This is a genomic window from Neobacillus rhizophilus (genome assembly GCF_018343535.1).
GTDB lineage: Bacteria > Bacillota > Bacilli > Bacillales > Cytobacillaceae > Neobacillus > Neobacillus rhizophilus.
On record NZ_JAGYPF010000002.1, the window covers coordinates 352,889 to 372,818 of the forward strand.

16 protein-coding genes are annotated in these 19,930 nt (G+C 39.8%); 14 read left to right on the forward strand and 2 right to left on the reverse strand.

The window, feature by feature from the left end; translation table 11 throughout:
- Positions 1 to 9: 9 nt before the first annotated feature.
- From KHA99_RS09635 to KHA99_RS09660, 6 genes are all read left to right on the forward strand, one after another.
- Positions 10 to 732, forward strand: a complete 723-nt coding sequence (locus tag KHA99_RS09635; protein WP_213117240.1) for an amino acid ABC transporter permease — start codon at positions 10 to 12, stop codon at positions 730 to 732.
- A 2-nt stretch (positions 733 to 734) separates the two neighbouring features.
- Positions 735 to 1,394 (forward strand): amino acid ABC transporter permease, encoded by a 660-nt coding sequence (locus KHA99_RS09640; protein WP_213117241.1) that lies wholly within the window; start codon positions 735 to 737, stop codon positions 1,392 to 1,394.
- Between the two features lie 108 nt (positions 1,395 to 1,502).
- On the forward strand, positions 1,503 to 2,450 hold the full coding sequence (gene speB / locus KHA99_RS09645; RefSeq protein ID WP_213117242.1) for an agmatinase: 948 nt from the start codon (positions 1,503 to 1,505) through the stop codon (positions 2,448 to 2,450).
- Between the two features lie 34 nt (positions 2,451 to 2,484).
- A complete protein-coding gene (locus tag KHA99_RS09650) occupies positions 2,485 to 3,786 on the forward strand; it encodes a hypothetical protein (RefSeq protein WP_213117243.1) in 1,302 nt (433 codons plus the stop codon).
- Positions 3,787 to 4,416: 630 nt separating this feature from the next.
- Positions 4,417 to 4,635 (forward strand): hypothetical protein, encoded by a 219-nt coding sequence (locus tag KHA99_RS09655; RefSeq protein ID WP_213117244.1) that lies wholly within the window; start codon positions 4,417 to 4,419, stop codon positions 4,633 to 4,635.
- A gap of 34 nt (positions 4,636 to 4,669) precedes the next feature.
- Entirely contained in the window at positions 4,670 to 6,115 is a 1,446-nt protein-coding gene (locus tag KHA99_RS09660) for a hypothetical protein (RefSeq protein WP_213117245.1), read from the forward strand.
- A gap of 155 nt (positions 6,116 to 6,270) precedes the next feature.
- Here KHA99_RS09660 and KHA99_RS09665 read toward each other — a convergent pair whose 3' ends face one another.
- Positions 6,271 to 6,798, reverse strand: coding sequence for an NUDIX hydrolase (locus KHA99_RS09665; protein ID WP_213117246.1), 528 nt, complete (start codon positions 6,796 to 6,798; stop codon positions 6,271 to 6,273).
- A gap of 554 nt (positions 6,799 to 7,352) precedes the next feature.
- Between KHA99_RS09665 and KHA99_RS09670 the strand changes: the two genes are divergently transcribed.
- Positions 7,353 to 8,300 (forward strand): metallophosphoesterase, encoded by a 948-nt coding sequence (locus KHA99_RS09670; RefSeq protein ID WP_213117247.1) that lies wholly within the window; start codon positions 7,353 to 7,355, stop codon positions 8,298 to 8,300.
- Between the two features lie 137 nt (positions 8,301 to 8,437).
- Here KHA99_RS09670 and KHA99_RS09675 read toward each other — a convergent pair whose 3' ends face one another.
- Positions 8,438 to 9,382, reverse strand: a complete 945-nt coding sequence (locus tag KHA99_RS09675) for a LysR family transcriptional regulator (RefSeq protein ID WP_213117248.1) — start codon at positions 9,380 to 9,382, stop codon at positions 8,438 to 8,440.
- 116 nt (positions 9,383 to 9,498) lie between these two features.
- Between KHA99_RS09675 and KHA99_RS09680 the strand changes: the two genes are divergently transcribed.
- The 7 genes from KHA99_RS09680 to KHA99_RS09710 all read left to right on the forward strand — a co-directional run bounded on the left by KHA99_RS09680 (position 9,499) and on the right by KHA99_RS09710 (position 19,914).
- On the forward strand, positions 9,499 to 10,278 hold the full coding sequence (locus tag KHA99_RS09680) for a class I SAM-dependent methyltransferase (RefSeq protein ID WP_213117249.1): 780 nt from the start codon (positions 9,499 to 9,501) through the stop codon (positions 10,276 to 10,278).
- 1,376 nt (positions 10,279 to 11,654) lie between these two features.
- Complete coding sequence (locus KHA99_RS09685; RefSeq protein ID WP_213117250.1) at positions 11,655 to 12,947, forward strand: M14 family zinc carboxypeptidase; 1,293 nt, start codon at positions 11,655 to 11,657, stop codon at positions 12,945 to 12,947.
- 597 nt (positions 12,948 to 13,544) lie between these two features.
- On the forward strand, positions 13,545 to 14,264 hold the full coding sequence (locus KHA99_RS09690) for an ABC transporter ATP-binding protein (protein WP_249366578.1): 720 nt from the start codon (positions 13,545 to 13,547) through the stop codon (positions 14,262 to 14,264).
- Positions 14,261 to 15,013: an ABC transporter permease gene (locus tag KHA99_RS09695; protein ID WP_213117252.1), complete on the forward strand. Its 753-nt coding sequence runs from the start codon at positions 14,261 to 14,263 to the stop codon at positions 15,011 to 15,013. Before KHA99_RS09690 ends, KHA99_RS09695 begins: the two co-directional genes overlap by 4 nt.
- A 1,516-nt stretch (positions 15,014 to 16,529) precedes the next feature.
- Positions 16,530 to 17,786 (forward strand): ABC transporter substrate-binding protein, encoded by a 1,257-nt coding sequence (locus KHA99_RS09700; RefSeq protein WP_213117253.1) that lies wholly within the window; start codon positions 16,530 to 16,532, stop codon positions 17,784 to 17,786.
- Between the two features lie 186 nt (positions 17,787 to 17,972).
- Positions 17,973 to 18,848 (forward strand): branched-chain amino acid ABC transporter permease, encoded by an 876-nt coding sequence (locus KHA99_RS09705; RefSeq protein ID WP_213117254.1) that lies wholly within the window; start codon positions 17,973 to 17,975, stop codon positions 18,846 to 18,848.
- Positions 18,849 to 18,921: 73 nt separating this feature from the next.
- A complete protein-coding gene (locus KHA99_RS09710; protein ID WP_213117255.1) occupies positions 18,922 to 19,914 on the forward strand; it encodes a branched-chain amino acid ABC transporter permease in 993 nt (330 codons plus the stop codon).
- Positions 19,915 to 19,930 lie beyond the last annotated feature (16 nt).

The following is a 19,930-nucleotide window of genomic DNA, read 5'->3' on the forward strand; positions in this document are numbered from 1 at the left end:
GATAGACCGTTGAAATTTGATATTGCCTTTATCATAGACCAGCTGCCGTATTTAATGACAGGGCTGAAAATGACCTTATTATTAAGTTTTGCCAGCTTGGTTCTTTCTCTATTGATTGGCATAGCGGGTGCTGTTATTCGCATTTTGAAGGTGCCGATTCTTAGCCCCATTATCATCGGCTATGTGGAGCTCATTCGAAATACGCCATTGCTTGTTCAAATTTTCTTTTTATATTTTGGCCTTCCATTTATCGGATTGAAATTGTCAGGAACCGTAACGGGAATTGTTGCTCTTAGTTTATGGGGAGGAGCGTATGCCATCGAGAATTTCCGCGGGGGATTTAAATCTGTTTCAAAAAATTTGAATGAGGCGGGATATTCTCTTGGTTTGAACACGTACCACGTGTATCGCCACATTATCATTCCAATTGGATTTCGAGTAAGTTTCCCGTCTTTTAGCAACACTGCCATGTCTGTCGTTAAAAACTCAAGCCTGTTGGCTGGTATTGGCGTTTTGGAATTGACCTTTACTGCACTCAATTCGGTTGCAGTTAGTTTCAAATATATCGAAATGTTTTTGTCATTAGGGGTCATCTACCTCCTAATCGTCTGGGTTCTATCCTTTCTGTTTGCGTTAATTGAACGCAAGTTAGATTTTAAACGCAGATCTTCCAAAAAAGCATTTTTTAGTTTTAAAGGAATGGCAAATAAAACTTACGGAAAGGCAGGATGACTATGAATGCCATAATAGAAAGCTTGCCGTTTCTGTTAAAGGGATTTGGCTTTACGATTTGGTTGAGTATTTGCTGTGTTATAGTGTCTGTTCTCGGTGGGGTAATTGTCGGCGTGTTACGGACACTTGAAAATACAGTTATTCGCTTAGCCAGTAAAATATTCATTGACGTATTTCGAGGTATCCCGACTTTAGTTGTTTTATTTTTAGTCTTTTTCCTGTTGCCGACCATAGGTTTCCAAATCCCTAACTTTCTATCTGCACTTATTGGGCTAAGCCTTTGGGCGATTGCCAATGTTGCAGAAGCAGTCCGTGGATCGATCCAATCGATTCCAAAGACACAAACAGAAGTAAGTTATGCTCTTGGTTTAAATTATGTTAATACGATGATGTATGTCATTATCCCCCAGGCGACCAAGCGTGTGCTACCTTCTATTATTGGTATTTTGACCAACTTGGTCCAATCCACTTCCTTGACTGTGCTAATCGGTAATGTTGAGTTTTTAAAGTCGGCTCAAATTACGATTGAGCGGATTACGATGATGGGCAGCAATAATACAGCCGTTTTTATGCTATATACACTAGTTTTAGCGGGGTATTTCATCATTTGTTATCCCCTTTCTCTATGGTCAAGAAATTTAGAAAATAGATTAAAAGTTTAATGTTTAACTATCAAGGTAAGAAGTGATTTGACATACCACACAAATTAGCCATATGCCCTTCATGGGGGATATTTTAAACAGCTAACCAATTAACAGGAGGAATTAATAATGGATAAGATAAACATGCCTATAACAGGAATATGCTCATTTGCCAAATACCCTATTTGTGATGATTTAGAAAAACTAGATGCAGACATGGCGGTCCTTGGTGTACCTTATGATTTAGGGGTAGGATTTTTAACAGGCTGCCGTTTTGGCCCGCGCCGCATAAGGGAAGTCTCTACTCATTATAGTCGTGGAGATGCAGGATTCTATGATCCGGAGCTTGATGAAGTATTTCTTGCAGCTCCACTTAAAATTGTAGATTGCGGTGATGCAGATGTCATTCATGGTGACATTCAAGAATCATTCAACCGTATCGAATGGGCTGTCCGCAAGATTCGGGAAAAGGGTGCCATTCCAGCCATCATGGGCGGCGATCATTCCATTTCAATCCCGATTGCCCGCGCACTTGAACCAGAGGGATCGGTAACTGTGGTTCAGCTCGATGCGCACCTTGATTGGTCGGATGCTCCCGGAGGACAAAGATGGGGAAATGGAAGTCCTATGCGCCGCATGTCTGAAATGAAGCATATCAAGGGGATGGCTCAAATCGGTTTGCGAGGATTAGGCAGCAGCCGGAAGGAAGACTTTGATGCTGCTAAGGAATTCAATAGTGTATTAATTTCAGCTAAAGAATCCATGGAAATGGGGGTAGAAGGAATACTAGCTAAAATTCCACAAGGCGATAAATATTATGTAACCATTGATATTGATTGCTTTGATATCTCTCTTGCCACGGGAACAGGATCACCATCACCAGGAGGCTTCTCCTTTGATTTCCTAAATGATATTTTAAAAGGATTGGCGAAAAAGGGAGAAATTGTATGCTTTGATTTAGTTGAAGTGGCTCCGCAATACGACCCGACCGGAGGGACCCCTCGTGTAGCGGCTATGACTATGCTAAACTTTATGGGGCATATATTAAAACATAAGGGAATGAGACAGAATAAATAACTGCCAGCAATGGGCCTGTAAAGAGGATGGTTATATGAAAAAGAAAAGAATCGGGGTTGTTGGGCCAGAAGATACTCAAAAATTGGTCTCACAAGTCTTGGAAGATACTAAGTACAACCTAGAAGTGATTCCCCTACAATATTCTAGTTTTGAAGAAACCATTGAAATTGTAAAAAAGAATTCAGCAATGGTGGACATTTGGCTTTTTACAGGGGAAATGACCTATAATATGGTAAAAGAAAAAGGCCTCATTGAAAATGGGTACTTTTTGGAATTAAGCGGGATGAGTCTTTCTACGGTTCTGCTTGATATAGCCTATAATTTTGGCTATAAATTGGAACGAGTCAGTTTCGACACTATTTCAGAAAATGAGTTGTTGGAAACGTACCAAGATTTATCCATTGAAAGCAGCCAAACTCAGTTGTTGCCATTTGTTTCTAGTCTAACTCACCAAGAAATTGTTTCCTTTCATACATCCTTATATGAACAAAAAAAGGTAGATGTTTGTGTTACAGCACTTCATTCTGTATACCAGGAGCTTCAAAAAAGGCAGGTGCCATCTTTTCGATTAGCTCCGACTAGGACATCAATTTTGAGGGCATTTGACCGAATTACTAAGAATGGCCAATTATCCCACTTTAAAAAGGCCCAAATTGCCGTGGTCATGATTCAAGTGGATGAACTGTTTCATCTAAAAGGGGAAGGGCTAATGGCCTATGATGTGCATCAGTTGAATTTAAAATGCCAAGAAATTATTTTAGACTATACCCGAAAGATCTTTGGTTCCTTTTCTCAAAAGGGCGTAGGGACGTTCACCATTTTCTCTACTCGGGGAGAAATTGAAGCAAATGAATTGAGTGGGTTGAATCTGTTAGAAAAGTTAAGAATTTTGTCCAATTTGACCGTATCTATAGGGATTGGCTATGGGACTACATCCTTTTCTGCAGAGAAACATGCCAGCTTGGCACAATATCACGCTCAACAAAAGAATGGTCATATCATTGTAACGGTTGATGAGCAAGGTAAAATTCACGAGTTGTCAAATCAAGATACTTCATTTGTTTATGGATATCGTACGGAAAATGAAGATTTAAGCAATAGGTTGGAGAAGGCAGGAGTGAATATATCGACATTCAATAAACTCTTATATATCCAAAGCCAATCCAGTGTTAGTCTTACTGCTTCTTCAGTTGCAGAGCAATTGGAGATGACATCTCGCAATGCACGAAGAATTTTGCTAGGTTTAGAAAAACATGGCCTTGCCAAAATTATAGGTCAAGAGACACCCTTAACTAAGGGGCGTCCAAGATCTATTTATACCATCTTATCTTCATGATAAGATTAGAGATTGCTAACTACATATTGTAGTTAGCAATCTCTTTTTTTATTTACTTTTTATAGAAATAGATGAAATTTGGATCTTTTGAGTCATAGCACTAAATTAATGTTCCTGTTTAATCCACAATTAATTTATATCGCAAAATAGCCGCCACCCTGCGCCGTGCTTGAATTCACCAGATTTAACTAGGTTATTTAAATCTTTCATCGAGACTTTATGTACTTCAATTTGTTCGCTGTTATCTAGGTTTTGCTTCGTTGCTGTTAACCCTGCAGCTGCAAATAAATGATGCATGGGGACGGTTCTCTTGCTTCATTTTTGGGCTGTTAATCAGACAAGCCTTTACGTTTATTAATCTTTTGATTATTGGTTTTTAAATGATTAATGGTTTCTTTATGCTGGTTCATTTATAGGGATCGTAAAAGACGTTCTACCTCTTTTTTGCTCCTGAATTCCAATTATACCCAGTGATTAAAACAAGGTTAGTTTCCTGCTATAATATTAATGAAATAGGCAAAAAGGAATAGCCCTAGAGGCTCGTAATTAAGAATTAGATTATTTTTCAGTCGGGAGACTTTTTTTGTTAGTAGGAAATTGGAATAAAGGTTTAATTAGGAGGCTTATCTAGTGCTGTTTTTCATTGTTATGGCTGGTATATTATATTTTGCATTCGTCATTCTACCAAAGTTTGGCCAAGATTCAAAAGTGGAAAAGGGAAAACGAGTTGGAAACTTTAAGCGTCTAAATGACGTTGAAGGTATTCTTACAGTAGATAATAAAAAGATAAAAACGTATAATATTGGATCTCTTTTATTAGCTGAAAAAATAGGTTTTACTTTTTTTTGAAAGTGGCAGGGAAGTTTCCGTTACGGATATTGAATTGTATGAAGAATCGCTCTATTCAAAAGCACCACAAGGTTTAAATTATATAGATAAAGCAGATTATGCTATTCAATCATTAAAGAAGAAGTCTAATTTTGGCCAAATCGACCAATCGTTAGTTTTAGAAGCGGAAAGTATTGTTTTAGAGGTTGATATTCTAAATAAATATATTCGCAATGGAAATATAGTACATTCCGATGAAGAAGGTTTTTCATGGTTGAGTTATGGAGATCAGTCATCTGTTTTAATGCCTAGAGATCCTTCTTCAGAGTTTAAACAAATCAATGCTGTTGAAGGTTTACTTAAGGTGGGCGGAAAAGAAATTAAAACCTATACAAATGGCATCCTAACATTAGGAAACCAAATTGATATTTTTTTCTTTGACGGACATGAAGAAATAATAGTACAGGATATTGCTTATAAAGGCCAGTTGCTTTACCCGGACGCTCAAATAGGCTCTAGTATGGAGGAAAAAGCTAAATATGCCATTCATTTATTAAAGCAATGGGAAAGAAAAGGTCAGATCTCACACTCTCTTATTTCTGAGGTTGAAGAAATCCTCTTGGAAGTAAACATGTTAAATAGTTATTTGCAATCAGGTAATATATTAAGAGAGGCAGATGGTAGTTTTTATTGGCGAAATTACGGAAATAACGAAGTAACAGGAAATAAAGAAAGAAGCCGTAGCAACTTGAGTTCTGAACCATCTAATAATCAAGCGTTAAATCGCAAAAAAATTTCAGCTGCCTCACTGAGAGTTAATGACAAGATCAAACTTAGTTCTGGAGAAGAACAAAAAATTACAGATATTAAAAAGAGCAGTACACCTGGCAGACTCATACTATTCTTTGGTACAAGAAGAGTAGTTGTTGAGTCTACAGATAACTACTTTCTGCAGAATGGTATCTACATTCATGAAAATAAAGTAAATAATAATTTGAAAAAAGATGATGAATCAGCCATAAAAGATACGTCTTACACTAATAGTACGAGTCAAACAAAAGGTAATTCTAAGACCAGGTACGATTATACAAAACAAAGATATTATGTAGATTCATTAGTAACTCCATTTCTTCCAGATTTATATAAACAATGTCGCCCTATATTAAAAGAAATGCTTGATAGGGTTCAGTGGACCTCTCGCGAAGAGTATAGGAAATTTTCAACATCGACGTTTGCTGACAGAATTTACGAACAACATTTCTTCATGGCATTCGTTAATGGGTGGAAACGCGGTTATTTTTCACTTGGACAAGTAGTTAATTATGAGAAAATATTGGACGAAGAAATAGAGGAAGTTTACGAAACCGTGTTGGAGGATGCACTTGAAACATATGAAATGAAAATAGCTTCGCAGTTTCTCCATCTCACTGAAATGGTAAATGAATTAGGCTATGAATCTGGTACCAAGACGAATATAGATACCGGAGTTAGCATGCGCTAACCATGGGGATGGTTCGAGGTGCTGAAAGAGTGATTGTATTGATTAGAGATTGCTAACTACATATTGTAGTTAATCAATCTCTTTTTTTATTTACTTTTTATAGAAATAGATGAAATTTGGATCTTTTGAGTCATAGCCCTAGTTAATGCTCCTGTTTAATCCACAATTAATTTATATCGCAATATAGCCGCCAGCCCTGCGCCGTGCTTGAATTCACCAGATTTAATTAGGTTATTTAAATCTCTCATCGTGATTTTATGTACTTCAATTTGTTCGATGTTTTCCAGGTTTTGCTCTGTTGCTGTTAACCCTGCTGCTGCAAATAAATGAATCTCCTCGCTTGTAGAACCCGGAGAAGGGTAGAAGCTTCCTAAATCCAGCCAATGCTCAGCCATGTAGCCCGTTTCTTCTTCTAGTTCCCTTTTTGCCGTTTCTAGAGGGGTAGGGTCGTTATCGTCAATCATTCCCGCCGGCAGCTCCCATTTCCAGCCTTTCATGGCGTGGCGATATTGTTTTATACAGACGATTTCATTGTTATCCGTAATCGGGAGGATACACACACCTTTAGCAAAATCTATATAGGAAAACGTCTTTTCCTCTCCATTCGGAAGAACGACCTGATCCATTGTTATTTGAAAACGGTCTACCTTATCCTTAGTTGAACTTTTAACTTTCCAAGCCATAGTAACCACCTCATGTTGATAATTATTAAAACCATTTTACACGGATTCCAATAGAAAAACATAATTTTAACGAAACAAGCTGTTAATTGGAGATTTTCTGGAAGGTGCCTGTCACTCAATGTCCAGTTTATATATGTTTCTTCGATAAAACCGATATCGGTTAATCGTCCCCCCGAAAAAGGCAGAGGATTTCTGCGTTCAAATCGTGGACCCAGACCAGCCGGAAGTGTCTTTTTCTCCTGATTATGCATTGGGAGTAAGCCTAGGCAGGAAGTGATTAAGCAAACCGTCGGTGCGCGAGGTGACCGGACCGTGGCGGAGGTCCTTGTGGTCTAATTTGAACCTTCCCCGTGCCTATACTGTAATTTTACCTAGCAACTACAAAAGTAAAGATAAAAAAGTACTATTATTTTTAAAGAGATTTACTAGAGTGTGTTAAACAATTAAAGATACTTTAAAGAGATTGTAAATATTCCCTTTTCGATATTTTAATAGTCTATTATTAAAACTAATCAAAATTCTTCCTGTCATTGGAAATGGAAAGGGGATTTTTTATGTTAAATCGACAAAAAACAAAACAGAAACTAGGTGTGAAGCTAAAATGCTTGGCAGCCGCTGCTGCCCTTGGGATTTCCCTTACCGCTGTCAGCCCTGTTTCTTCAGTGTTCGCAAAAACTGAAGAGAAGCCAAAGTTTACAATTGGGGTTGTTCCGGATATTCAGTACTGTGACTGTAACGACAACGGAACCCGCTTTTACCGCAACTCTATTGACAAGCTGATGGAGGCCTCACAAACATTTAACGAGCAAGATGTAGATTTTACGATGCAAACCGGTGATTTAATCGACCGTAATCTTTCCAGCTTCTCAACCATCCTTCCATACTTCAATACGATTGAGGGTCCGAAATATCATCTGCTTGGTAACCATGACTTTCCTGTATATACAGACCAAGTCACTGATATACTAGGAATGCCGAATCAATATTATGATTTCAAATACAAGAACTGGCGGTTTATCGCGCTTGACACCAATGACCTTAGCCTTTACGCCAATCCTGCAGGATCTGAAAAATATCAACAGGCCCAAGATATGTATAATTCGTTAAAGGAAAAGAACGCAATCAACGCCCAAACCTGGAATGGTGGAGTCAGCGAAGAGCAGCTAACATGGCTTCGCGATGTGCTCAAAAAAGCGGCTCAAGCCCATGAAAAAGTTGTTGTGTTCTCCCATATGCCAGTTTACCCTGCCAATGAGCATAATGTGTGGAATTCCGATGCCGTCATGACAGAACTCGAGGCAGCCGGCAATGTGGTTGCATACATTAATGGACATAACCATGCAGGAAATTATGGTTATAAAAATGGGATTCACTATTTAAACCTTAAGGGAATGGTAGATACGGCTGATACAAATGCATATTCTATTTTAAAGGTTTACAAAGACCGTATAGAAGTAGATGGCTTTGGACGTGAAACCGATCGTACGTTAACAATCCGCTAGGAAAGTAACTAATTCTATCAATCATCTTTCCATTAAAGGTAGAGAGAACAAAAAGAAGTTGGTTGTATAACCAGCTTCTTTTTGACGTTTTACATCTTCATGTTAGATAATCATGGTTAACAATGAGAATAAGGAAATTATCTGGAAGTTTCCAGTCGCTCCATTTCATAAACGTCCATAAATGCCCTAGCCGCCAGACTCAAGTATCGCTCTTTTAAATAAGCAAATACCACTGTTCGAGTCGGGTGTGATTGAAGCGGAATATATAACGGATTAACATTTGCATTTTGCCGCATTACCATCTTAGGAACAATTGTCACTCCCAATCCGGATGCGACGAGAGATTGAGCAGTCTCGATATTGCTTGTTTCGAAATCAATTTGCGGCTGAAATCCGCTGTCAGCACAGAGATCCAAGACAATCCGCCGAAAACCGAATCCTTGTTTTAATAATATAAACGGTGAGCAGGACAACTCTGCCAAAGGAATTGTTCCCTCCGTGACTTGGTCATTTTCATCTGCAGAACGAACGAGATGGCGAATTTGTTCCGACATCCAGTCCTTTTCTTCCCGTGGAACCGCAAGCAGCAATGGTTCTGTCAGCATCAGATGAGTGGCAAGCTGGTTACTTTCTATCGGTAAAGGCAAAATCGACAGGTCCACATCACCCCGAATTGTTAAATTTTCTAACTCCTCGGTTGATTCCTCAATGAGACGCACCTTCATTTGCGGGAAACGCTTCAGAAAGTTTTTTATTAGCAACGGCAGCACATGACCACCTGTGACGGCGGGTGCACCGATTGTCAATTCAGATCCGATGCCCTCGTTATTTTCATGCATCTCTCGCAAAAGGTCGTCGTGCTGCCTTAAGATCTGCTGCGCTTTCTCAATGAAACGTATGCCTTCAGGTGTTGGAATAACTCCTCCTTGTCCGCGTGTAAATAAACGGACCCCGATTTCCTTTTCAAGCTTTTGGATTTGCTGGCTCAACGACGGCTGGGCGATATGTAAACTGTCGGCTGCTTTTGTAAAACTTTTTTTTCGATAGATCTCCACTGCATACTGTAATAAGCGTATCTCCATCTATACCAACTCCATAGTTTAAATCTATGACTTTCATAGATTATATATCTTAGACGAATACGTGTCTATTCGCTAATATACATGTAAGAACAGGTTAATTTTAGGGGGAATGAACGATGGCAGATGCGATAAATACGGTCCAGCAGCAGTTTGCAAAAAATCCCGAGAAATACCGGGACGAGAAGCTGTTTGCTGCAGGCCAGGAACTGGACGTAATGGTTAAAGCGGTAAAGTTAACAGGCAAGGAAAACGTACTTGATATAGGCACAGCTGCCGGGCATACGGCGCTCGCCTTTGCACCGTTCGTTAAGAAGTGCATGGGAGTCGACATCACGGAAGAAATGGTGAAGGTGGCGACAGATTATGCGAAGGAACGGGGTTGCGAGAATGTAACGTTCCAGCAGGCAGACGCCGAAACACTCCCTTTTCCTGATGCCATGTTTGATATCGTTACCTGCCGTTATGCAGCCCATCACTTTCCAAATGTACGAAAAGCAGTGAAAGAAATTTCTCGCGTTCTGAAGAAGGGGGGACATTTTTTACTTGTTGATCATTACGCCCCGGAGGACAAGACGCTCGATCAGTTCATCAACAAAGTAAATAAGCTCCGCGATCCCTCACAAGTGCGCGAAAGCTCCCTTTCTGAATGGCGGGAAATGTTTGCTGAAAACTCCTTACATTATTCAGAGCGATTAAAGTGGAATTTGCCCCTTGAATATGCCAGCTGGATCGAAAGGGCAGGCACATCAGCTGACGCACAAAAGGAGATTATATCTATGCTTGAGAACGCCACGCCATTATGCAGGGATACATTTCAAATTACCTTCAATGAGGAGGGGGTTCCACAGGATTTTTGCCTGAAAGCGGTATTGTTGCAGGGGGTTAAAGGGGAATGAGAATTGGGGGCCGTTGTCCAATTCTGCCCGTGAGCGCTAGAAAAGTAGGGCCCCGGTAAAAATAAGCGGTCTATTCTGCCCGTGAGCGCCAGAAAAGTAGGGCTACGGTAAAAATAAGCGGTCTATTTTGCCCGTGAGCGCTAGAAAAGTAGGGCCTCGGTAAAAATAAGCGGTCTATTCTGCCCGAAAGTAGGGCCCCGGTAAAAATAAGGTGTCTATTCTGCCCGTGAGTGCCAGAAAAGAAGGATGTTGGTAAATATAGGTGGTCTATTCTGCCCGTGAGTGCTAGAAAAGTAGGGGGCCGGTAAAAATAAGCAGTCTATTTTGACCTTGGGCACCAGAAAAGTAGGAGACCGGTAAAAATAAGCGGTCTATTTTGCCCGTGAGCGCTAGAAAAGTAGGGCGCCGGTAAAAATAAGGTGTCTATTTTGCCCGTGAGCGCTAGAAAAGTAGGGCGCCGGTAAAAATAAGCGTTCTATTTTGCCCATGAGCGCCAGAAAAGTAGGGCTACGGTAAAAATAAGCGGTCTATTTTACCCGTGAGTGCCAGAAAAGTAGGGCTACGGTAAAAATAAGCGGTCTATTCTGCCCGTGAGCGCTAGAAAAGTAGGCCATGGTAAAAATAAGCGGTCTATTTTGCCCGTGAGCGCTAGAAAAGTAGGGCCCCGGTAAAAATAAGCGTTCTATTTTGCCCGTGAGCGCTAGAAAAGTAGGGGCCGGTAAAAATAAGCGGTCTATTTTGCCCGTGAGCGCTAGAAAAGTAGGGGGCCGGTAAAAATAAGCGGTCTATTTTGCCCGTGAGCGCTAGAAAAGTAGGGCGCCAGTAAAAATAGATAGTCTATTTTACCCGTGAGCGCCAGAAAAGTAGGGTGCTGGTAAATATAGGCGGTCTATTCTGCCTGTGAGCGCTAGAAAAGTAGGGGGCCGGTAAAAATAAGCGATTTATTCTGCCCGTGAGCGCCAGGAAAGTAGGGCATCGGTAAAAATAAGCGATCTATTCTGCCTGTGAGCGCTAGAAAAGTAGGGGGCCGGTAAAAATAAGCGATCTATTCTGCCCGTGAGCGCCAGGAAAGTAGCCCACCGGTAAAAATAAGCGCTACTATTCTTCCTGAGAGCTCAAGAATAGCAGCGCTTCAGCTTCTTAAGATGCATTTTTCAGTGGTCACGGACGGTTCCTGTGCTTCGATTTTAATTGCATTAAATTCCTTGAGCGACAAAAGTCATGATTGGTATCCTGTTTTCTTCTCAATTACTCTATCGACGTAGGTATTTGGTTCTGTTTATCCATTATTATCAAAATTTTACAGATTAATAGTTTATTAGGGACCCTAAATATGCTATTATTTGGAATAATCAAATTATTCCAGGAGGATAAGTATGAAAAAGAATAAACGACTTGGGTACATAATTTCCAGCGGGGTATTGGCCTCGACAATTGTTTTGGGGGCAACGTCGGTTTTTGCCGAACCAACGACTACACCAAACGGACCTTGGGTACAGGACCAGCAACATCTTTCCTTTGAAGGCTTAATGTCGAATGAGCAATTGGAAGCCAAATTGAAGCAATTGGTGCAAGCATCCAAAGGAAAAGTACAGCTTTCGCAATTTGGAACATCAAACGACGGCTACCCGCTATATGTGGCAAAGCTGGGAGACAATAATCCAAACAAGAAACGCGTATTGGTCTATACGCAAATCCATGGAAATGAGCCGCTTGGTACGGAAGCGGCAGTCGAATTAATCCAAAAACTTTCTGCCGGCGGAAAAGAAGCTGGGCAAATTTTGGACAAGCTGAACATTTGGTTCGTCCCTCGTATCAATCCGGACGGGACCGCCAATCAATATGAAGGAAAGCCTTACCCTACAAGATACTCCCATCAAACATTTGATCCAGTAAAACTAGGTCTGCCGGAAGGTACAAAAGCTCCTTGGTATTACAATGCAATTGGAAGTGAACGGGCTGTCAATAATAATGGATCCGTTGTTTATGGCATTCCGGGGTTTGACCTGAACCGGGATTTCAACCCGAATTATGACTTTGACGTAAACGAAGAGATCAAGAATGATCCGCAAAAAGTGGCGGCTATCTTGAATAGCTCAAGTACAAACAACGGCTCACAGGCAGCACTGGTCTTCTCGCCGGAAACACGCGCCTTGACTAATCTAGTAAAGGAATTTGATCCGGATGTCGCCATCGACATTCATCACCGTGGATTCAACCGATTATCGGAAGAAGACAGCCGTTCTGTTTCTATTCAGCTGTTAGGCCTGTTTACGACGAAACCTTATACAGATCCTTTCAGCGGAAAAATATATGCGGTGGATCCAGCGGTGGAAACACTCAGCAAAAAGGTGAACGCCATTGCTTATGAATCCTTGCAGCGCGGAAACTCATCTTTTGGCGCCATTCAAAAATACCCTCAGGTGAACTATCCTGGCTCAGGGTTGGGAGCGTTTCAGTTAAATGGCACGGCGACGATGTTGATTGAAATCAAAGGACAGACGCAGACATTGGGCCAAAAGCAAAACGGAATGCTGAAGGAAACAGCGAAAGTGCCAGTCATGGCTGTCCTCAACAGCTTGGCCGATGGTTCCATTGAGAATGTAGACCCTGCCGTGTATGATGCGATTCCTGATTATGCATTTGGAGTAAACCCAGGCGAAAAGTGATCGAAGGGACGGTTCTTAAGCCGATCAGAACCGTCCTTGTGAAAAGATATCTGCATAACTTGCATTGGAGAATTAGCTGTTATTATTCATTGTTGATTTTCATCTAGGTATAAGAATTCATAGGCGAAGAAATTTCGGCTAATGTAAAAAGGGAAGCTTAAAAAGCAGATATAAGCGAATAAATTCCGATTAATTGCTCTAAATAAGACAAAATCTAAAGATTTGGATCATATAAACGAAAAAACTTCCTTTATTTTTAGGGAAATAGGGATATTACCCAATATAAACGGAATTTTACGTTTATTTTTCAAACACAGCGAAATCAACGTTCAGTTATTTTATAAAATTAAATCTACAAAAATAAAAGGTTCAAATCGCATATGATTTGAACCTTTTATTTTTGTGCTCTAAAACCGAACTCGTTAACCTGATTCCTATTGCTTCATTAAGCCACTTCTGTCGAGACACACAATAGAAGCAAAGCGTGAACTAGCAAACGGGAGTGAGTTTTTGGTAAGATTGCCTAAGAGGTGCCTGTCGCCAGAATAAATATGAGGCAGGAGAACCGTCCCCATGCTTCATAAGGAAGTGAACAGAATGAAACCAGCTATACAATTTAAAGATGTCAATTACTCTATTGATGGTCAGCCAATTTTGAGGAATATTTCAGGGGCTTTTTATGATGGGGAGATTACGACTTTGGTGGGGCCTTCGGGGGCTGGGAAGACGACACTGCTTAAGTTGTGCAATGGGCTGTTGTCGCCAAACGATGGAGACATTATGATTCATGATCAAACCATAAATGATTATGACCCCGTGGAATTGCGGCGGACGGTTGGGATGGCGCTTCAAAGTGCGCCGATGATTGATGGAAGTGTACATAAAAATTTAGCACTGCCCCTGGAACTGCAAGGGAAACGGCTTCCAGATATACAAGCCATAGATTTATTAAATGATGTGGGTTTGTCAGAGGATTTTCTACAAAGGAACAGTAAGGAATTATCAGGTGGGCAGCGTCAGAAAGTATCGATCGCCCGCACGTTGGTGAATCATCCACAAATATTATTACTGGATGAAATTACTTCGTCTCTCGATCAAGTTTCGCAAAAGGAGATTGAGGAACTGATTGTCAAAATCAACCGGAAGTATGGCGTGACGATTGTTTGGATCACACACGACTTAAAACAGGCTTTAAATGTCGGGACATATACATGGGTGATGATGGCAGGGGAAATTGTTGAAACGGGAAAAAGTGAATTATTAGAATCACCAAGCAATGAGCGAGTAAGGCAGTTTGTGAAGGGGGAATTGGGATGAGCACCATGGCCTTAATCTTTTCTCTCATTTTCGTTCTCATTCCCATCGTATTATCGAAGACCTTGAACCTTGGGCTGGAAAAAGATGCGACGATCGCCGTCATCCGCTCCATCATCCAATTGCTTGTTGTTGGGTATATTCTTAAATTTGTGTTCGACTCCAAAAGCATTATTTATATATTCTTAATGGTTGCCGTTATGATTATTGCAGCGACTTTGAATGCCCGTAAAAAAGGAGCAGCAATTAAAGGAATTACGTGGAAAATTGCTGTTACGTTAATTTTTATCGAAGTGTTAACGCAAAGCATCTTACTGGGGTTTAATATTACACCCCATACCGCCCAATATATCATTCCAATCAGCGGAATGATGATTGGCAATGGAATGGTGCTGGCCATCCTGTTTCTTAATCGGTTTATTGCGGAGACCGAGTCCCATCAGGACCAGACAGAACTGATCCTATCTCTTGGAGGAACACCTAAACAGGCCGTCCACACCCAGTTGATGACCTCCATCAAAGCAAGTATGATTCCGACCATTGAGAGTCAAAAAACGATTGGACTAGTTCAGCTCCCTGGGATGATGAGCGGCCAAATTATTGCAGGTGCAAGCCCTGTTCAGGCCGTTCAATTCCAGCTGCTCGTGCTGTTCCTGCTTTTAACGACAGCTTCCATCACAAGTATCATGCTTGGGTTTTTGTCTTATCCGACGATGTTTAATAAGCGCATGCAGGTAGTGAGAAGTAAATAAAAAACAGCAAGGGGCTATGGGGGCCAGATCCTCACTAGAAACAGTGACAAGTAGTGTATAGAATTTTTAGAGACAATAATGAGACACAAAGAAGTAAAGCTTAAAAGGATAAATTCTTGTCTTATGGACTTATTGATAAATGAAATCAATTATTAACAAACTGCGCATTTATGAAGTAAAAATAGCCTAATTTCTCACTTGCAACACCGAGAAATTAGACTGTTTTGGGTTTTCTTGACGTTGTAGATTGTGAATTTCCCTTTACATTATCCCTGGTAAAAAACTATTGTTTATTTAAGCCACCCCAAGAACTTCACGGATGCTTGTCTTATATACATCAGCTTTAGGATCGTAAATAACTTGAACATCGTCACTCACTCACTCCGTCGGAAGAAAAAGGATGGAATTTGTCGTAGTTTGTGGGTTCGGTGTTTGTTTTTTGAAAATTTTTTGTTTTTTTATCAAATTATGAAGAATTAGCAAAGTTTTTGTAGTAATATTAAAGAGAATCTATAATCCAATCTCATATTATTTTAACTTTTAACTTTTAACTTTTCTATTTCCGAAGCTTATTCAATATTTCCTCATCATTCTTTTAACTTTCCGAGTTTACCGTTTATGTTATTTCCTATTATTTTTATAAGTCGACTAAATACTAAGCTCCTATCTACATGAATATAGGGGCTATTTGACGCTTCCCTTAATATAAAAATTAAAATAAAATAATATAATTTTTTATATATTTTTATTATTTTACTAAAGAAAAAATTAACAGTTAGCTGACTGATCTAATACTTTAAATTATGTATAGAATCCGAAAGGGTTTCTTTTAGTTTCTATATAATTTTGAAACCTTATTGCCTTTTATTAAGAATTTAACAGTTAGTGGTGGAATTACAGGTGATATGATTTTAAGATGGAATTTCAGTTAAGCAGTTAACTAACATAAGAGCTCCGTTTTGGCGTATAGGTGTAGGAGTTTCTAAGAACGAGGTTTAGCCTCGCCATATTAAGGAATACATCTTCTCGTCATAACCAAATCAACTATTTTCATAATAGAGCAAATAGGTAAACTATAGGGGGAAATTATTTTAACATAAAAATAGAACAAAAATTTAAAATAATTATTAAATTTGGTATGTTGACAATATTCTTTTATCAAAATATACTTTAAGCAAGTTAAAAGTGTGATGGAGATAAGGAGATAGATCGCGTGAATTGTGTCCTGGTTATTTGGGACTAGTTCAAGAGGTCTATTTTCTTTTTTTTCCGTCTCAAAAGTCGAAGAAGGAGGAATGTTGTAGCAGTTAATTGAATATGAACCATTTTTTTGAATTAATCTAAACAACCGTAGTGAAAAACAAAAAGGTCTGTAAGAATGTGGCGAAACCTCTAATAGTATATTTGAGTAATTGTCGCAGCTTCAGCATTGGGGGAGAAACAATAAAAGAAAGACAAGGGTCTCCGTAGGGATTTAAATGCCGGAAAATTACAATAATTGAAGGGGGAAAAGTTAATGTTGAAAAAAACTATTGGAACAATACTATCTACATTTTTACTGGCATCTACTCTTGCAGGGTGTGCTAGTAGCAGTTCATCCGCAAAAGATGAAAGTTCATCTTCATCCTCTAAGGGGTCTGAACCTTTTAAGATATCCATGATTACTCCTCTTACAGGTAACAATACCTTCGGTGGAAACGAGTTTAAAAACGGAGCGGAGTTAGCCATTGAACATTTGGGCGGTGAAATCAACGGCCGCAAAATCGAAATGGAGTTTGCGGACGGTCCGGACCAAAATGCCACGCTGTCAGAATTTGAACGTCTCTATAATAAGGGTTCCAGGGTGTTTGTGAGTGGATATGGCTCTGGAGCAGATCGTACTTTTGCTACGATGGTTGATGAAATGCAGGTACTATATCTCTCACTTGCTTGGGATAAGGATCTCATTCAAGGTAAAAGTGACTATTTCTACCGAGTTGGCGCAAACGTAGTTGATTTCTCTTCAGGCGCAATGGATCAGGCTGTATCTGTCGGGGAGAAATATCTTGGCAAAGATGCCAAGGATCTTAAAGTAGCGGTTGTGTACACTTCAAATTTTGAACACATTGTTGAGCCATTTAAGGAAAGAGCAAAGAAATTAGGTGTTAAGCTTGCATTGGTTGAAGCCTATCCGAATGATACAAAGGATTTTGTACCAATCATTACAAAGCTCAAGAACACCGATTATGATATTTTAGTACCATTTCAAGGTGTAACAGATGGAACGCCATTCCAGAAAAAGATGCATGAGCTGAAGTACACCCCACCTCTTACTATTGGAGCAGGAATTTACTATGATACTCCGGTATTCTCAAATTTGGGTAATGACATTACAGATGGTATCCTTAGTCAATCGTATGTAACCCCTTTCATTAACGAAGAAGCTGCGAAAGGATCTAAGAAGTTTAGAGAGGATTATAAGAAAAAATATGGTCACGATCCTCTTACACACGCTCTCCAGGCATATGGCATTGTTAATGTCCTAGCCAAGGCGCTCGAGAGTGTCGATCCTGCTAAATGGGATGATACGAAAGAACTTGCAGCAGCAGTCAAAAAGCTAGATATCGATTATGGAGAACTTCCATGGTATTGGGGAGTATCCTTTGACAAAAACAATTCCAATACAAAGGCTGATAAATTTATCTTGGGCCAATGGAACAATGGAAGTCTTGAGACTGTCTTCCCAGATAATCTGAAAACCAAAGATCCGATTATCCCGTGGGAAAAAAAGTAATGAAATAAAAATGAAATCTTAAATAGCAAAAGTTGATAATTATGTGGCAGAAGGGCCATCGAGCCCTTCTATTCTATTAATAATCAGTTGAATGCTTATGTAATGACAATAAGGTGAATACTGCCAACATTGCCGGGGCTGTTTGTAGACGTTTGAGTACTTAATTGCTTTATTGGAGGAAGATCAATGGGAATAGATACTTTTATTAACATCATATTAAACGGGATATTAATTGGTGGTGTGTATGGTCTTGTTGCCAGTGCCTTTACATTCCAAGCCGGTGCCTTGCAAATAGTAAACTTTTCATACGGTTCCAGCACCATGCTGGCCATGTATCTAACGTTTTTCCTGATTAAGGAATGGAATATACCAATCGTATTTGCAGTTGTGATACTATTTGCCCTTTTCTTTACCATTGGTTGGATAATGAGAAGAACGATCCTAAACAATACCAACCACGGTACACAGATTTTGACCACCATGGCAGTGGAATTGGTTATTATCAACTTGGTTATTATTTTCTTTACTGGGTTTCCGCGTGATATGGCCATTTTTGAAAAAAGGATTAATATTACAGATACTATCAGTGTAGGCTTGACCCAATTGATATGTTTTTTCCTTGCAGCAGCAGTTCTCGTGAGTTTCCATTTATTCTTAAATAAAACTTGGGCGGGAATGTCAATCCGAGCTGTGGTACAGAAAAAGGAAATTGCCAATATCATGGGGATTAACAGCGAGCGAATTATGGACTTAGCATTCTCCATTAGCTATTTGATTATTGCGATTGCCGGCATCATGCTAATGACCATGTTTCAGGTTGAACCGCATTTTGGTAACTATATGATGACCATTTCATTTTTAGTATGTGTGACAGCAGGAATTGGAAATATGGGAGGTTCTTTTCTTTCCGGTATTATTATAGGAATATTGTCAGCACTTATTACTACGCTGCTTGGTGCTCAGTTCCATGATCCAGTGCTTTTCGGTTTATTTGTCTTAATATTGCTTGTTAGACCTAATGGATTATTTAACTCTAGCAAAAGGATTGCAAGACAGATTTAATGGGCTGGCAAGTTAGCAAACTATTTTATTTTTGGCCGCGCCAAGTGCACGGCATAGTAGAGGAGGAAAAACTGTGAGATCTGATAATCTACTTAGGCGGGAGCGTCTGCTTCATCCTCTTACAGCGGTAAGTCTAGCACTTGTTATACTTGCTGCATTCGTACCAATCTTTGGTGACAGGTTAATGATGAACATTGCCATTATGGCCATGATCTATATCATACTTGGACATTCCTGGAACCTGCTGACAGGATTAGCGGGAATGTTTTCCATTACTCATGCACTGTTTTTTGGTCTCGGTGTTTACGGAATGTCTATCAGTGTTGCCAAGTTTCACTTACCAATTATTGCAGGTTTACTAGTAGGGCTCCTTATTAATATCGTCATGTCGGCAATCGTTGGTATGATCGGCTCCAAATTGTCAGGGCTCTACTTTGTAATGGCGCAGGTCGGATTGTCCCAGACAATCTATACACTTTCAATCCAGTTATTCCCATTAACTGGCGGGGTAACGGGCTTATCCATGCCACGTGAATATCTGATGGATAAATCTACCTTGTATTGGATTGCCTTGATCCTAGCTATTTTAACTACGTTAGCCTTTGCTTTTATAAGAAAAAGCCGTATGGGTACCATGTTTGTTGCTCTAAAGGAAAATCCTGATTTATCGCTTTCCCTAGGTTCAAATGTTGGGAAATGGAGAATTATGGCCACCGTTATGAGTGCATCTATGGCCTCTTTAGCCGGTTCGTTTTACGCCTTGTTTATGATGTCCAACAATCCCGAGGTATTCAGTATGGTCATTTCTTTAAAAATAATCATAGTGGTGATTGTTGGAGGAATAGGAAGTGTTTGGGGCCCTATCGTTGGTTCTTCACTTGTCGTGATGGATGAACTGATAAGAGGGATTATGCCAACCACTATGGCGCCGTTTTCAGTTATTATCTACGCTCTTGTATTGATTATTATGGCTATTCGTCATCCGGAAGGACTTATCAGCATCGGTCGATCGATAGGTCTTAAATTGGAGGGGAAAAGTATGAAAAAGGTGTCAATTAGTAAATAACTTCGGTTTAAGGGGG